This is a genomic window from Deinococcus aestuarii, from assembly GCF_018863415.1.
Taxonomy (GTDB): domain Bacteria; phylum Deinococcota; class Deinococci; order Deinococcales; family Deinococcaceae; genus Deinococcus; species Deinococcus aestuarii.
Window position 1 is genome coordinate 1 of the sequence record NZ_JAHKSN010000010.1, and the last position, 13963, is coordinate 13963.

Annotated in this window: 15 protein-coding genes; 5 read left to right on the top strand and 10 right to left on the bottom strand. The window is 72.4% G+C overall.

All coding sequences use genetic code 11. The annotated features are described in order from the left end of the window. Positions 1-178 precede the first annotated feature (178 nt). Entirely contained in the window at positions 179-853 is a 675-nt protein-coding gene (gene moaD / locus IC605_RS12870; protein WP_216324548.1) for a molybdopterin converting factor subunit 1, read from the top strand. Positions 854-882: 29 nt separating this feature from the next. Here moaD and IC605_RS12875 read toward each other — a convergent pair whose 3' ends face one another. The 3 genes from IC605_RS12875 to IC605_RS12885 all read right to left on the bottom strand — a co-directional run bounded on the left by IC605_RS12875 (position 883) and on the right by IC605_RS12885 (position 2624). Further along, positions 883-1539, bottom strand: a complete 657-nt coding sequence (locus IC605_RS12875; protein WP_216324550.1) for a PrsW family intramembrane metalloprotease — start codon at positions 1537-1539, stop codon at positions 883-885. 13 nt (positions 1540-1552) lie between these two features. Further along, entirely contained in the window at positions 1553-2056 is a 504-nt protein-coding gene (locus IC605_RS12880) for a crossover junction endodeoxyribonuclease RuvC (protein WP_216324553.1), read from the bottom strand. 145 nt (positions 2057-2201) lie between these two features. After that, positions 2202-2624 carry a HesB/IscA family protein gene (locus IC605_RS12885; protein ID WP_216324555.1) on the bottom strand — a complete coding sequence of 141 codons (423 nt, stop codon included), beginning with the start codon at positions 2622-2624 and terminating at the stop codon, positions 2202-2204. 149 nt (positions 2625-2773) lie between these two features. Between IC605_RS12885 and IC605_RS12890 the strand changes: the two genes are divergently transcribed. Both IC605_RS12890 and IC605_RS12895 read left to right on the top strand, forming a co-directional pair. Further along, positions 2774-3022 carry a DdrH gene (locus IC605_RS12890; RefSeq protein WP_216324558.1) on the top strand — a complete coding sequence of 83 codons (249 nt, stop codon included), beginning with the start codon at positions 2774-2776 and terminating at the stop codon, positions 3020-3022. 109 nt (positions 3023-3131) lie between these two features. Next, a complete protein-coding gene (locus IC605_RS12895) occupies positions 3132-4067 on the top strand; it encodes a type I phosphomannose isomerase catalytic subunit (protein WP_246580801.1) in 936 nt (311 codons plus the stop codon). A gap of 55 nt (positions 4068-4122) precedes the next feature. On the opposite strand, the gene IC605_RS12900 is transcribed toward IC605_RS12895, so the two are convergent. From IC605_RS12900 to IC605_RS12910, 3 genes are all read right to left on the bottom strand, one after another. Further along, on the bottom strand, positions 4123-5448 hold the full coding sequence (locus IC605_RS12900; RefSeq protein ID WP_216324564.1) for a S41 family peptidase: 1326 nt from the start codon (positions 5446-5448) through the stop codon (positions 4123-4125). A gap of 223 nt (positions 5449-5671) precedes the next feature. Beyond that, positions 5672-6757: a M20/M25/M40 family metallo-hydrolase gene (locus IC605_RS12905; protein WP_216324567.1), complete on the bottom strand. Its 1086-nt coding sequence runs from the start codon at positions 6755-6757 to the stop codon at positions 5672-5674. Positions 6758-6875: 118 nt separating this feature from the next. After that, on the bottom strand, positions 6876-7301 hold the full coding sequence (locus IC605_RS12910) for a hypothetical protein (RefSeq protein ID WP_216324570.1): 426 nt from the start codon (positions 7299-7301) through the stop codon (positions 6876-6878). Positions 7302-7468: 167 nt separating this feature from the next. Between IC605_RS12910 and IC605_RS12915 the strand changes: the two genes are divergently transcribed. Together IC605_RS12915 and IC605_RS12920 are read left to right on the top strand one after the other, a co-directional pair. Further along, complete coding sequence (locus tag IC605_RS12915; protein ID WP_216324572.1) at positions 7469-8884, top strand: DR2241 family protein; 1416 nt, start codon at positions 7469-7471, stop codon at positions 8882-8884. 89 nt (positions 8885-8973) lie between these two features. After that, entirely contained in the window at positions 8974-9780 is an 807-nt protein-coding gene (locus IC605_RS12920; protein ID WP_216324574.1) for a VC0807 family protein, read from the top strand. A gap of 107 nt (positions 9781-9887) precedes the next feature. On the opposite strand, the gene IC605_RS12925 is transcribed toward IC605_RS12920, so the two are convergent. The 4 genes from IC605_RS12925 to priA all read right to left on the bottom strand — a co-directional run bounded on the left by IC605_RS12925 (position 9888) and on the right by priA (position 13961). Continuing rightward, the gene (locus IC605_RS12925; protein ID WP_216324576.1) at positions 9888-10622 is read right to left on the bottom strand and encodes a metallophosphoesterase family protein; all 735 of its coding nucleotides are present in this window, start codon (positions 10620-10622) and stop codon (positions 9888-9890) included. Positions 10623-10757: 135 nt separating this feature from the next. Continuing rightward, complete coding sequence (locus IC605_RS12930; protein ID WP_216324578.1) at positions 10758-11078, bottom strand: hypothetical protein; 321 nt, start codon at positions 11076-11078, stop codon at positions 10758-10760. A 36-nt stretch (positions 11079-11114) separates the two neighbouring features. Next, positions 11115-11471 (bottom strand): hypothetical protein, encoded by a 357-nt coding sequence (locus IC605_RS12935; RefSeq protein ID WP_216324580.1) that lies wholly within the window; start codon positions 11469-11471, stop codon positions 11115-11117. Positions 11472-11477: 6 nt separating this feature from the next. Then, on the bottom strand, positions 11478-13961 hold the full coding sequence (priA, locus tag IC605_RS12940; protein WP_246580808.1) for a replication restart helicase PriA: 2484 nt from the start codon (positions 13959-13961) through the stop codon (positions 11478-11480). Positions 13962-13963 lie beyond the last annotated feature (2 nt).

Below are 13963 nucleotides of genomic sequence, written 5' to 3' on the forward strand. Positions count from 1 at the left end.
ACCGTCTCGTCTCTCAGCGCTGGCCTCTCGGCCCGCACCGGACGTTGCATTCTCGCTCACACCTTCGCTTGTCATGCGGCTCGCCTCAACCGAGGCTCAGAAAAGATACAGGCCATCTCCCTGGCTGTCAACCCCCGGGCCTTGGTCTTCGCTTGGAAGGGCGTGGTACCCTCCGGCCATGCAGGTCAAGGTGGTGTTTTTCGCGCGCCTGAGGCGTGAATCGGGGCTGGCAACAACGAGCGCGGAGGTCCCGGGCGGCGCGACGGTGCGCGACCTGGCGACCCTGGTCGAGGCGCGGCATGGCCTCAGCCTGCGCGGCTGCATGGTGGCGGTCAACGAGACGTACGCCACACCGGACCAGACGTTGTTGCCCGGGGACGAGGTGGCCTTCCTTCCCCCGGTGGCGGGAGGTTCCGAGGACGGGGTTCGGTGTGAGGTGGTGACCTCTCCCCTGTCGCTTGCCGAGGCCGACAGCTTTCTGGTTCGGCCGGAGCACGGGGCGCAGGCGTACTTCGTGGGCACCGTCCGCTCGCCCAACCGGGGCAAGCAGGTGGAATTCATCGAGTATGAGGGGTACACCCCGATGGCCGAGAAGGTGATGCGTGAGGCCGCCGCCGAGGCACGCAGGCGGCATGGCGAACTGCGCATGGTCATCCAGCACCGCCTGGGCAAGCTCCTGCCCGGCGAGGCGAGCATCCTGATCGGCGTGGCGAGCCCGCACCGACGCGCCGCCCTGGAGGCGTGCGACTTCCTGATCGAGCATCTCAAGGTCCACCTCCCCGTCTGGAAGCACGAGGCGGACGAGGAGGGCGAGCACTGGGTGGACGGGCGGGCCGGGCATCCCACGCTCTGAGAGCGGGCCCTACCGGGGGAACGCCCGGCTCAGCGGGAGCGCGGCTGCGGGTTGCTGCGGGCGTGCTCCTCGAAGTGGAGGTAGTACCGGCTTGCCAGCACGGCCATCAGCACCACGACGGCGCCCAGCACGGCAAGCTGGGGCCAGCCCGCCCGGCCGGTCACGAGCCCGTTGAACACGACGTGCAGCGTGATGCTCAGGAGCAGGCCGCGTGAGCGCCACCAGCGCCCGCCCCGCAGGTGCCGGCCCCCGAGGGCGTACCCCTGCGGGGCACTGAACAGCGCATGGGCCAGGGTGGTGAGGAGGGCGTGCCAGGTGGCGGCGGGGGTGCCGAACCCCAGGGTATAGGTGACGTTTTCCAGCAGGGCGAAGCCCAGGGCGGCGGTGACCGCATAGACCAGCCCGTCCATCGGCTCGTCGAAGGCGCGCTCGGTGGTCGCCGTGCTCGCCGCCAGGAACTTGGTGACCTCCTCGACCACCGCCGCCAGGAGCAAGGCGAGGAGCGCCGCGTCCAACCGCTGAAAGCTGCCCTCGAAGGCGGCGGAGACGGCCCACGCCACCATGCCCCATGCGAAGGTGCGCGCGAGCAGCCAGGGCGGCTCGGGGTGGCGGTCGCGCCGCACAAAGAACCACAGCCACGCAAAGGTCAGCAGCACCGACGCGGCGAGCGGGAGGACGACCGACACTTGGGGCCCCAGCCTAGCTGCGCACGAGTCGGGCGGCAGAGGCGGAGACCACGGACTGGTGGGCGAGGTGGGTCAGGGCCAGGGCGAGCGCGTCGGCGGCGTGGTTGTTGAACAGCTCGCCGAGGCCCAGGGACGCCTTGACCATGTAGATCACCTGCTCCTTGTCGGCGCGGCCCGTGCCCACCAGCGAGCGTTTGACCTGCATGGGGCCGTAGGCATGGACGGGCACCCCCGCCTGCGCGCACGCGAGCTGCACCACCCCGAAGGCCTGCCCGACCTTGAAGGCCACGTCGGCCTGGCGGCGCAGGATCTGGTCCTCGATGGCCACGGCGTCGGGCCGGTACTCGGCGAGGAGGCGGGAGACCTCCGAATGGAGGTACTGGAGGCGGCGCGGCATCACCCAGGCGCTCTCGGTGGTCAGGCAGATGTGGTGGAGGTGGCGGGCCTTGCGCACGTCCCCCTCCACCAGTCCCAGGCCGAGGTTCGCCAGGCCGGGGTCCACGCCGAGCACGATCATGGGGGCAGGATAGCAAGTTCCTGAAAAGCCGCCGGTGATTTTCCGCGTGCCGGACGACGTGTCCCGGGCCACAGACCGCAGACCGGCACGACAAACCGCCCGGCGGGGAGGCGCGGGCGGTGTGGGGCGGGAGGGCTCGGGCGCGTCAGTGGCTGCCGCAGCCACCGCTGCCCGCCCCGTCGGGGGACTGCGAGCCGTCGGTGCGGAAGGAGTGGCCGCAGCCGCAGGAGCTGGTGGCGTTGGGATTGTGGACGGTGAAGCCGCCGCCCATCATGTTCTCCACGAAGTCCACCTCGCTGCCCAGCAGGAGGGGCAGGCTCATGCGGTCCACCACGAGCTTCACCCCACGGTCGACGACCACGGTGTCGCCTTCGAGCTCGCGGTCGTCAATCGCCATGCCGTACTGGTAGCCGCTGCATCCGCCACTCTTGATGAACACGCGGACTCCGGCCTGTTCCTTGCCGCTCTGGGAGAGGATCGCCAGCGCCTTCTGGGCGCCGAATTCACTGATGGTGAGAGGACGGGCGGGCGCACCGTCTTGGAGGTTGGGGTTCAGGGTCGCCGTCATGCGTGAAGCGTAACACCATTGGGGAAAGGAAAAAGTGCCCGGGAGGCAAACTCCGCCGCCTGCATAGCCAGCCCCCACCCCTCGCCCCCGACCCGTCCATGAAGGATGTCACTTACATTCCTTGAGCGTGGCTGTATTAAGATTGGGGTATGACCAACCCCTACGCCGAGTGGTTCGAACAGCTCCGCGCGGAGTACGGTGAGCAGCTCGGGGCCATGCCGCTGCCCGAGGGCCTGCCCGAGCATCTGCGGACCCTGATCCGGGCGGGTGACGAGGACGCCATCCAGTTTATGATCAAGCTCGCGTGGCAGTTCGGCGCCCAGGTCGGCTACGCGGCGGGCTCCAAGCACGAGGACGCCCGCAGCGTGGTGAGCCGCCCGAACCGCGTGCAGGCCTGAGCTTTTTCCCCGATCTTCGTCTCGCCTGGTCCCCCAAGGGGTCAGGCGAGATTTCTCGTGTCGGCACGTTCGTACCGGCGGGGTGGTGCCCTCTGCCATGATGCGGAGCATGACCTCTCCCACCGCCGCACCCCTCGTCCTCCAGGCTCGGCTCTCGGAACGTGTGTGGGGGGGCAGGCGGCTTGCTCCGGAGGCCGGGGCGCCCGTCGGCGAGGCGTGGGTGGTCTACGAGGGCAACGTGGTCGAGGGGGGACCGCACGCCGGGCGCACGCTCGGGGAGGTGAGTGCCGAGCATCCGGGCGAGATGCTCGGGACCCGCGCGCAGGGCACCCGCTTTCCGCTGCTGATCAAGCTGCTCGACTGCGCCGAGTGGCTGAGCGTGCAGGTCCACCCGGACGACGGGCAGGCGCGCGACCTGGCGGGCGAGGGCCACCTCGGCAAGACCGAGGCGTGGCACCTCCTGGACGCGGAGCCGGGGGCGGAACTCATCGCGGGGGTGCGGCCGGGCACCGGGGCCGACGAATTGCGCGCCGCCATTCTGGAGGGCCGGGTGATGGACCACGCCCACCGCCAGCCCGTCTCGGCGGGGGACACGGTCCTGATGCCTGCCGGGACGCTGCACGCGCTCGGGCCGGGACTCTTTCTGTACGAGGTGCAGCAGACCTCGGACCTGACCTACCGCGTCTACGACTGGGACCGCCCCCCGAGCGCGGGCCGCGCCCTGCACCTGCGCGAGAGCGCCCTGGTGACGACGAACGCCCAGGCCGCCGTGGAGCGCAGCCACCCGCCCCGGGCCGGGGAGGCGCAGGAACTCACCCGCTGCGATTATTTCGTCCTCGAACGTCTGGCGGGGGGGGAGGCGGTGATGGGCGACACGCGCGGCGAGAGCTTCCACGCCGTCACCGTGCTGTCCGGGGAGGCGCGGCTGACGTGGCAGGGTGAGGACGTGACCCTGGGGGCGCTCGACTCCGTGGTGCTCCCGGCCGCTCTCGGGCCCTACCGCCTGGAGGGCGAGTTCGCGGCCCTGCGCTCCCGGCTGCCCTGAGCAGGGGCACGCCCCAGGTCCGCGGCCATGACCCGGGGCGTCAGACGACCCGCCGTCAGGGGCGCGAGCGGTCCTGATCCTGGGTGACCGTCGGGGCGGTGGAGAGGGCCTGGAGGCCGAGGTTGAGGAGGGTATCCTGACCGCGCGTGAGGAGCCGGATGTCGGCCTCACCGCCGTCGTGGGCGACGTTGGGGGTCACGCGGACGGGGTAGGGGGTGCCGTCGGGCTTGGCGTAGTTGAGGATGGTGAGTTGCAGGGCGGCGTCCTCGCCCACCGGGAAGATGCGGGTGGCCGTGTTGCCGACGCCCGCCGTGGCCGCGCCGATCACGGGGCCGCGCGCGGCGTACTGGACCTCGTAGGCGAAAAACTCGCTGCACGAGGCGCTGCCCCGGTCCACGAGCACCGCGAGCGGCCCGGTCCAGAGCTGCGGGCTCTGCACCCCGCCCAGGCTGCGGCCGCCCTCGAAGCGCACCCCCCGGCTCACGCGGGTGGAGTCGTTCCCGTCCGCCCCACGCGCCACCCGCGTGAAGGCGGGCACAAAGGCACTCACCGAGCTGTCGCACTCGGCGAGGCTGCCCCCCGTGTTGCCGCGCAGGTCCACGATCAGGCCCTGAGCCCCGCGCCCGCGCGCCTCGCCCACGAGGTCGTGGACCCGCTGGGCGATGCCGCCGCCCGCCAGGAAGGTCGGGATGCGCAAGACGGCGACATTCTGGGCCGCCCCCGCGAAGCTCAGCCGGGGCAGGTCGCGGGTGGAGCTGTCCCGCGAGGTCAGCGGGACGGTCAGGGGCTGTCCCGCGCGCTCCAGCCCGAGATTCACCGTGCGGCCCGCGATCCGCGCCTCGCGCAGTCCCGCGAAGGTATACGGCTGGCCGTCGAGGGTGAGGATCACGTCCCCGCGTGTCAGGCCCGCCTCCTCGGCGGCGCTCGCGGGCACGACCTCCAGCACCACCCGGTTCTCGCCGTCGAGGGGGGCGAGCTTGACCCCGAACTGGCGACGGTTGCCGCCCGTGGCGCTCGCCACGAAGTCCTGGAAGTCCTCGGGCGTCTGGAAGAAGCTGTGCTCGTCGCCGAGGGCGCTGAGTTCGGCCTCGATCACGGGGTAGGCCTTCTCGGCGGGGCAGATCAACGGCGTGGGCGCGCACACGGCGTCGAGCCGCGTCTGGTACTCCCGCCCCAGCGCCACCCGGTCCACGGTGGAGAGCCCGCCGTATTCCTGCTGGAGCAGGAGGTTGACCTGATCGAAGGTCGCCTGGGCGGGCGAGGCGGGGGCCGCGCCCTGGGCTCCCGCCGCCGGGCCCAGCGGTCCGGTCGTGAGCAGGGTCGCGGCTGCGAGGAACACGGACAGGTGGGAGGCCGCACGGCGGCGTGTGGAGGGAATCATGGGTCCCCTCATTCTGCTCTGAACAGATGGGAAGTTGGTGGGCCGAAAAAGGCGCGTGAGTCACAAAAAAAGCCTTCAGCGGTCCGCGCTCAGCCGTCACTGCGCGGCGTTCTCTCCCCTCAGGCCGGGGTCCGAAGTGGGGGGTGAACCGGGACACGTCCGCCCTGAGCTGTTGGCGCTGGCTCCCTGCGGCTGAAAGCTGATCGCTGAGAGCTGACCGCTCCTACGCCACCGGGCGGCGCTGGTAGAGGTCCACGATCCGGCGCAGGAAGCGCAGGCCGGGAGAAAGGCTGCTGGCCTGGACCCACTCGTCCTCGCGGTGGGCGTTGCCGCCGCGGTAGACGCCGACCGCGATGGCGGGCAGGGCGTGGGGGACGGCGGCGTTGGCGTCGGTGCTGCTCGACGCGAGGCGCAAGTCGGTGCGGTGCTCGGAGGCGGCGTCGCGGGCGAGGTCGAGGAGGGGCTCGGCCCCCAGGTCGCCGCCGGGGCGGTCGCCCACCCGTTCCAGGTGGACGTTCACCCCGACCTCGCGGGCGGCAGAGTGGATCGCCGCCTGCGCCCGCGCGTCGAGGTCGGCGAGGACCTGCGGATCGAGCGAGCGCAGGTCGAGGAGGAGGTCGGCACTCCCCGCGATGGAATTCACGCTCGTGCCCCCCGAGGCGAGGCCCACGTTGAGGGTGGTGCGCGGCGACAGGGGACGGCGCAGGGCGTACAGGGCGCTGATCGCCACGCCGAGCGCGTGCAGGGCGCTGGGGGCCTGGTCCCCCCAGGAGTGCCCGCCCGGCCCCAGGAAGACGGCCCGGTAACGCCGCACGCCCACGGCACGGGTAACCGCCACACCAAGGTAGCCGTCCACGGCGATGAAGGCCCCCAGTTCGGGGCGGTGCCGGGCGAGGAGGTGCTTGGCTCCGCGCAGGTCGCCCAGCCCCTCCTCGCCGACGTTGGCGGCCACCCAGAGGGGGCGGCGCAGGGTGCCCTCCTGCCCGCGCAGGCCCTCCAAGAGGGCGGTCACGACCGCGAGGCTGGCGCTGTTGTCGCCGACGCCGGGGCCGATCAGGCGGCCGCGCTCCTCGCGCACGGTCACGTCGGTGCCGCGGGCGAACACCGTGTCGAGGTGGGCGGCGAGGAGCAGGGCGGGGCGGCCCTCGGTGCCGGGGGGGGTCAGGCGGGTGAGGACGTTGCCCACCTCGTCGCGCTCGGTGCGGTAACCGAGGCCCCCCCACAGCTCGGCCATCAGCCCGGCGCGCGCCTCCTCCTCGAAGGTGGGGGCGGGCGTCTGCGCGATGCGCGTGAGGTACGAGAGGGGCATCGCGGGCGATTGTAGCGGCTGGGTTCGGCGCAAGGTCGCAACCCCTTCCCCCATCTCCCAGGGTGGGGAATGACGCAACCCCCGGCCACATGAACCGGGGGCTCGGGAAGGAGTGAGGTCAGCGGCGCAGCATCCGGCTGCCGATCATCCCGGCGAGGCCGACCAGCCCGGCCTTGACGAGCGGGTTGCTCAGGGCCCCGCCCTGGCCGAAGGCGGCCTCCAGCGGGCTGCGGCCATCCTGGGCGGGCGCCTGCGCCGTGCGGGTGTAGGCGTCGATCAGGTCGTCGTCGTCGTCGGGGCGGACATTTTGCACCGGGCTGTAGGGGCTTTGCACCATCGCGTCGCCCATCTGCCGCCGCTGGTCGGCGGGCATCTGCCCGAAATACTCGCGCATGATCTGCTGGCGCTCGTCGGGCGAGGCGTTTTGCATGTAGTCGTGGATGTAGGCGGCGGCCTCCTGTGGGCTGACCACGCCGTCCATGTTGGTGTCGCGGGGGTCGAGGCGGGCCATCTGCTCGTGGCGGTCACGTTGCTGGAAGAACATGGGAGCACCTCCTGTGGGGTGTCGGGGGAAGAGCGTGCGGACGCCTCTCAACCTACGCACCTCTTCGGGAGCGTGCGTGAGGGCACACTTCAGGGCGATTTATCGGGCTCGGGCGAGCGGGTGAGGCGGGACAATCGCGCGCGGGGCGCCGCGTTAGATTGCCGGGTATGCGTTCTCTCGTCCTGATCGGTCACGGCTCCCACCTCAACGGCGAGTCGGCGGGCGCGGTGTACCGTTACGCGGAGCTGTTGCGCGGGCGCGGCCTTTTCGACGAGGTGGTCGAGGGCTACTGGAAGGAAGAGCCGTCTCTCCGGCAGGTGCTGAGAACCACCGCGAGCACCGACGTGACGGTGATCCCCATGTTCATCTCCGAGGGCTACTTCACCGAGACGGTGATCCCGCGCGAACTCGGCTTGGGTCACCAGGGTCCGGTGCCCCCGGAGGGCGTGGCCCGGGTCCTCGGCGGGCGGACGGTGCGCTACACCCTCCCCTACGGCGTCCACCCGGGCATGAGCGACGTGATCCTGGCGCGGGCACGCGAGGTGCTGCCCGACCTCAGCGCGCAGGACACCGCCCTGATCGTGCTGGGGCACGGCACCACCCGCAACGAGAACTCCAACCGGGTGATCTACGGCAACGCCGACCGCCTGCGGGAGAGCGGCCTGTTCGCGTCCGTCCACGCCCTTTTCCTCGACGAGGAACCCAAGGTGGGGACGTGGCCCGAGCGGGTGGGGGCCCGCCGCGTGGTCGTCGTGCCCTTCTTCGCCTCGGAGGGGTGGCACACGCTGGAGACCATCCCCGAGGACATGGGCCTGACGGGCGAGGTGACCGTGTTTCCGGACAACCCGCACGGGGCGCAGACGGTGTACTACGCGAGGCCGGTGGGCACCCATCCGGCGGTCGCCGACGTGGTGCTGCACCTCGCCGAGGAGGCGCGCGGGGCGTCGGAGCGGGGCGGGGACGAGGAGCGGGGACACGCCGGGGCCTGGGCCGCCTTTCTCGACCTCGCGCGCCGGGGCACCCGACTCGGGGAGGCGCTGATCACCCCGCACGCGGGCATGTTCGAGCTGCGGCACGCCCTCGACGAGGGGCAGCCCGCCGACGACCTGACCACCGCCGTCACCCCGGAGGGCCTGCGCGACCTCACCCGGCGGGACGAGGGAGGGCACCACCGCCCCGTCCACACCTTCCGCAACCTGCCGCGCGGCTGGCGGGCGGTGCTCTCGGAGGCCGACCTCCCGCGCGGGGTCCACTTCCTCTACCCCGCCGTGGTCGAGGAGGGGTACGCCCAGCACGGCCACACCCTGCGCGCGACCCCCTGGCCGACGACCGCGCGCCGCCAGACCGGCATCTACGCCAAGGTCACCCGGGCGACCCCCCAACAGGTCGAGGACGTGGCGAAGGACGTGTGCGGCGGCTGCCTCAAGACGCGGCTGTGGGCCGGTGAGAAGCTGCCGCGCACCTTCTTCGCGGGCGTGCCGGGCGCGATCCCCTGCGCCGAGGCCTGCACCTACCTCATCGCCGAGGTGCGCGAGGAGGTCAGCGGGAAGCGCGGACAGGCGGGGTCGGGGCACGCCGACTGAGGGACGGCAGGGAAGGTGGGGCCGTGGGGGGTCGGGGAGGCGAAAACATCTCCACTGACCCCTCACCCTCGGGTGAGAGAATGCCCCCCATGACCGCCCCGCGCACCCCCCGCCCCGCCACCCCTTCCAAGAAACCCGCGGCGGGCGTTCCCAAGACCGTCTGGGACCTCGTGTTCACCCTGATCATCCCCATCCTGATCCTGAGCCCGAATATCCTGGGCAGCGGGATCAGCATTGCGGAGAACGTGTTCGGGGGCGGCACGGCGGGAAATATCCGGGCGTACCTGCTCGCGGCCCTGATCCCGGTCGTCTACGTGCTCGTGGACCTGTTCGTGAACCGCAACGTCAGCCCGGTGGCCCTCATCGGCGGGGCGGGGGCGATTTTTTCCGGGGCGCTCGCCTTTTGGTACGTGGACGGCTTCTGGTACGCGATCAAGGACAGCGCCCGCTCGTACCTGACGGGCCTGCTCTTCCTGATCAGCGCGGCGACGAGCGTGCCCCTCTTCCGGGTCTTTCTCGACGCCGCCAGCATCGGCGAGAAGCCGGAGGACCGCGCGGCCACCCAGCAGGCCATGCGCGACCCACAGATTCACCGGGCACTCGCCCTCGGGACGGTCGCCTTCGCCGTGGTGGACCTGATCGGGGGCGTGGTCAACAGCGTCGTGAACTACGGGCGGGTGACGGCCCGCTTCGGCACCGACGCCTTCAACGCCCAGATCGCGGAGGTCAACGCGATCATGCGCGTGCCCGCCCTCGCCATCAGCCTCGTCGGCGTCGGCCTCGCCCTCTGGCTGGTGCAGAGTGCGGTGCGGCGGCGCTACGGGGACGGCGCCAGCCTCTTCGAGCCCGCCAAGCTCGCCGAGCGGATGCGGGAGCGGGGGGAACTGACGGCGTGAGGGCGGGTGGCCTGATCTCTTGTGGAGAACGGACGAACAGCAAGAAGACCCCGCCGTGTGCGGGGTTTTGATCTTTATCTACAAGCCACGCGCCAGGGGCGACAGGCTCATTCCCCCGTCCGCGCCCGCCGCTTCTGGTACGCCCCCGTCAGCAGCTCCGCGATGTACTCCCGGGTGAAGGGCATCCCGCTCGCCTCGGCGACGGCGATCTCGGCGGCGCGGTCGTAGGTCAGCCGGACGAAGGAGGCGGTGTGGGCGGGGCCCTGTGGGTCGAATTCGAGGATCAGATAGCTGGGGAGGGTGCTGTCGAGGGGATTGCCGACCGAGCCCGTGTTGATCAGGGGGCGGCCCTCCACGTCGAGCATCAGGGTCTCGTGGACATCGGCGTAGACGAGGGCGTCGGCGTGCTGGCGCAGGGCGAACTGGGGGTTGGGGGCGAAGGCGTCGAGCTGCTCGGCGAGGCTGGAGTGAGGGTAGAGGCGGTGGAAGAGGCCCTTGCTGCTCGCGTGGACAAACCGCCACCACGCGCCGCCGAACTGTTCCTCGATGCCGTAGGGCAGCCCCGCGAGGTACGAGAGCTGCCCCGGCGTGAGCTGGCTGCGCGGCCAGAGGTCCTGGGGACGGTGGGTGGCCCCGGCGACGCGGGCGTCCCAGTTGCCCTGGATGACGCGGGTGGCGTGCTCTTGAGTCCACTCCACCACCTCGCGCGGGCGCGGCCCCTTGCCCACGAGGTCGCCGAGGACCCAGAGTTCGGAGATGCCGCGCCTCTGCACGTCCGCGTGGACCGCCAGCGTCGCCTCCAGGTTGGCGTGGAGGTCGGCGAGGACGGCGAGGCGAATCATGAGGGGCAGTTTAGCCCAGGGGCTCAGGTCAACCGTAGCAGGCTGAAGGAAGGAATTAGGGGGAGGGGTTGGGGGTGAGACCCGGACCTCCGGTCCCTGCGTGTGCGGCTGCTCGCCTCTTTCCCGTGGGGCGGCTCAACCGCTGAACCAGAACACCACCCGCAGGTCGTCCGGGTCCTGCACCTGGGCACATAGGAAGGGCAGCGTCCTCTCCACGAAGGGGGCGACGGCCTCGGCGTAGGTCTCCTCCCACCGAAGGGAGGTAACGTAGACCCGGCCATCGCCCGCCGCCCGGTGCTCTGAGCGCGGCTCGCCCAGCGACAGCTCGATGAGGTGCGGCTCGCGCTTCAGGAGGGCATCCATCTCAGCATTACCGATGTGGACGGCCTCCGGGTCCAGCACGGCGGCGGACCAGCTTCCCGGGCGGCCCTCCCGCCGGAACCGGGCGTACTCCACGGCGTCCACCTCCCCGTAGTGGGTCGTGCGCTGTTCTCAGTCGTACTCCAGCAACTCGCGCAGGGTGATCCAGGAGTGGCCGTAGTCCAGGCGGGTGCCGTCCTCATCCCCACCCGCCCGCCGGACCTCCGCCGACACGTCCCCCGGCAGGCCGCGCGGTGGGGAGATGGGGCGGTATCCCGTCCCGGTGCGGACTCCGGCAAAACCGACCCCGTTTCGCACGTCGGCCAGGGTGGCGAAGAGGGCGGAGTTGCGGCCCAGTTGAGGGGGGCAGGCGAGGGAAGCGTCCGCTTCTTCCGTCATGTGGTCCCGGTCGGGAAGAGATTGGAAGACCCGCTCCACCCAGCGTCCGCCCTCCCAAACTTCGTAGGACTCGTAGATGTCGGTTCCCACGCCTCCTTACAGCCCCCCCCTCGGGTTCACGTCCACCCGCACCCGCGCCTTCCACGAGCGGTCGAGGGTGGCGAGGAGCTGGGCGAGCCGGGTGTCGTCGCGCGCCCGCAGCAGGAGGTGGTAGGGGTACACGCCGCGCAGGCGGGCGACCGGGCTGGGGGCCGGGCCCAGGACCTCGTGCGCGTGCGCCCCGGCCCCGTGGAGGGCGTCGAAGACCTCCTGCGCGGCGACCTTCGCCCGCTGGGGGTCACGGGCGGCGACCTCCACCTGGGCAAGGCGGGCGTGGGGCGGGTAGCCCAGGGCAGCGCGGGCCCGTTCCTCGGCGGCGGGGTAGGCCAGGGCGTCGCGGCCCTCGACGAGAACCTTGAGCGCCGGGTGGTCGGCCTGGAAGGTCTGCACGACGAGCAGCGGCGCCCGCAGCGGGTGCCACTCGGCCAGTTGGCGCAGCAGACGGTGATACCGCTCGGAGGCCCGGAAGTCCGAGAGGTTGAGCCAGGTGTCGGCGAGGGTCACCCCGATCAGGGCGAGGTCGGGCGGGGCGTCCTGCGAGAGGAGGAGCTGGGTGCCGACGACGACGCCGCTCTCCCCCGCGTGCAGGGGCGAGAGGTCGTCCTGGCGGTCGCGGTCGTAGCGGTAGACGGGGAGGCCGGGGGCGAGCCGCTCGACGGTCTGGGCGATCCACTCGGTGCCGGGGCCGCGCGCCTTCCACATCTGCTCGCCGCACACGTCGCAGCGGTCGGGGACGGACTCACGGTAGCCGCACTGGTGGCAGGTGAGCTGGCGGGTCTCCTGGTGGAAACGCAGCGCCACGTCGCAGTTGCGGCACTGGGGCGTGTGCTCGCAGGTCGGGCAGCGCAGCAGCGCCGAGTACCCCCGCCGGGGGGCGAGCAGGGCCGCCTGCCGCCCGCGCTCCTGCACCTGCCGCAGCAGCCGCGCGAGGTCGTGGCTGACCGGGTACCCGAGGTCGCCGGGGGTGAGGTGGACGCCGCTGAGGGGTCCGAGTTCGGGTTGCTCGGGCGGGTTGGCGTAGTCCACCACATGCACCCGGGCACGCGGCGGGGGCAGCACGGCGCCGGGCAGGGGCACGCTCTCGGCGGCGGGGGCGCTTCCCACCAGGGCGAGGGCGGCGTCGTGGGCCTGGGCCACCCGCGCGGCCACGTCGGGGATGAAGGCGTGCGAGCCCGCCGGGAGCTTGTAGGCGTCGCTCGCCTCCTCCAGCACGACGATCAGGGCGGGGCCTTGCAGGGGCGCGGTGAGGGCGAGGTAGCTGCCGATGACGAGCCGCGCCTCCTCCGAGCGGATCAGGGTCCAGGCGTGCTCGCGCTGGCCGTCACCCAGGGCGCCGCTGACCTGCACCGCCCGGGTGCCCGCCGTCTGCGCGAGCCCCGAGAGCCCCTCCCACGCCCGGCGCAGCGTCGCGTGGTCGGGCGCGAGGACGAGCACGCCGCGCCCCTGGGCGAGCAACCGGGAAAGACGGGGGGCGAGGGTGCGGAAGCGGGAGAGGGAGCGGCCCCCGTGCAGCCGCCACGCCGGGGCTTCCGGCAGGCGGTCGGGGTCGGGGGTCAGCCAGGGAGCCCCCGGCCCGGGAAGCGGCGGGGGCGGCGCGGCCTCCTGCACCGCGTCCGCCCAGCCCCGCGCGACGAGGGTGCCCGCCCCGGTGGGCGAGAGGGGCACCCCGTCCGCCGTCGCCCCGTTGGCCCACGCGCTGAGGGACTCGGTGGGGCCACGCTCGGTCAGCCAGGTCCAGGCGGCGGGCGGCCCCGTCTCCACCGGCACCGGCCCGGCGCCGCCCGCGTTCACCACGCCGGACACGACGCCGACACCCACCCCCGCGCCCCGTGCCCAGGCGCTCAGGGTGGCCTGCGGGCCGTGCTCGGCGAGCCAGGCCCAGGCCTGCCGCCCCTTGGGGGTGAGGGTCGTCGGCGCCTCGGCAACCGCCCGGAGGACGGTCGTGATCCTCGTGGCGGCGGGCACGGCGTCCAGGGGCCGGGCGCGGACGAGCCCCCGGGTGCGCGAGGTGGGCCGGAAGCTCTCCTCCAGCAGGCCCTGTTCGCGGATGGCGTCGAGGAGGGCGGGAGAGAAGTCGCGGGCGCCCGTCCAGGCCTCCGCCGGGGCGCGACGCCCGAAGGCGCCCAGGTCGGCCCCCGGCACCGCCCGGACGCGGTGGTCGTACCTCGCCGTCCAGCCCACGCCGAGCAGGTCGCCCCACACCAGCCCGGCGGGAAGGCGGGCGTCCCGCGCCCAGGTGCAGACCGCCTCCACCGTGGGGGGGGGCACCCAGGGCCCCTCCTCGTCGTCGAGGACGTGGACCGCCTCGCGCAGGCGGTGGGCGCCGTGGGGGTCTCCCTCACCGACCACCAGGGCGACGGCCAGCTCGCCGCGCCAGGGCACCAGGACCCGGCAGCCCACGGGCACCGCTCCTCCCCGGCCGTGGGGGGGGGCGTAGTCGAGCGCGGGCACCGGGAGAGGGACCACCACCCGCCAGGGCATGG

Excerpts from the sequence above, each read along its gene's own strand:
- IC605_RS12925 (WP_216324576.1), bottom strand. The coding sequence starts at position 10,622 with ATGATTCGCCTCGCCGTCCTCGCCGACCTCCACGCCAACCTGGAGGCG.
- IC605_RS12895 (WP_246580801.1), top strand. The coding sequence starts at position 3,132 with ATGACCTCTCCCACCGCCGCACCCCTCGTCCTCCAGGCTCGGCTCTCG.
- IC605_RS12880 (WP_216324553.1), bottom strand. The coding sequence starts at position 2,056 with ATGATCGTGCTCGGCGTGGACCCCGGCCTGGCGAACCTCGGCCTGGGA.
- IC605_RS12910 (WP_216324570.1), bottom strand. The coding sequence starts at position 7,301 with ATGTTCTTCCAGCAACGTGACCGCCACGAGCAGATGGCCCGCCTCGAC.
- IC605_RS12920 (WP_216324574.1), top strand. The coding sequence starts at position 8,974 with ATGACCGCCCCGCGCACCCCCCGCCCCGCCACCCCTTCCAAGAAACCC.
- IC605_RS12890 (WP_216324558.1), top strand. The coding sequence starts at position 2,774 with ATGACCAACCCCTACGCCGAGTGGTTCGAACAGCTCCGCGCGGAGTAC.
- IC605_RS12915 (WP_216324572.1), top strand. The coding sequence starts at position 7,469 with ATGCGTTCTCTCGTCCTGATCGGTCACGGCTCCCACCTCAACGGCGAG.
- moaD (WP_216324548.1), top strand. The coding sequence starts at position 179 with ATGCAGGTCAAGGTGGTGTTTTTCGCGCGCCTGAGGCGTGAATCGGGG.
- IC605_RS12905 (WP_216324567.1), bottom strand. The coding sequence starts at position 6,757 with ATGCCCCTCTCGTACCTCACGCGCATCGCGCAGACGCCCGCCCCCACC.
- IC605_RS12885 (WP_216324555.1), bottom strand. The coding sequence starts at position 2,624 with ATGACGGCGACCCTGAACCCCAACCTCCAAGACGGTGCGCCCGCCCGT.
- IC605_RS12900 (WP_216324564.1), bottom strand. The coding sequence starts at position 5,448 with ATGATTCCCTCCACACGCCGCCGTGCGGCCTCCCACCTGTCCGTGTTC.
- priA (WP_246580808.1), bottom strand. The coding sequence starts at position 13,961 with ATGCCCTGGCGGGTGGTGGTCCCTCTCCCGGTGCCCGCGCTCGACTAC.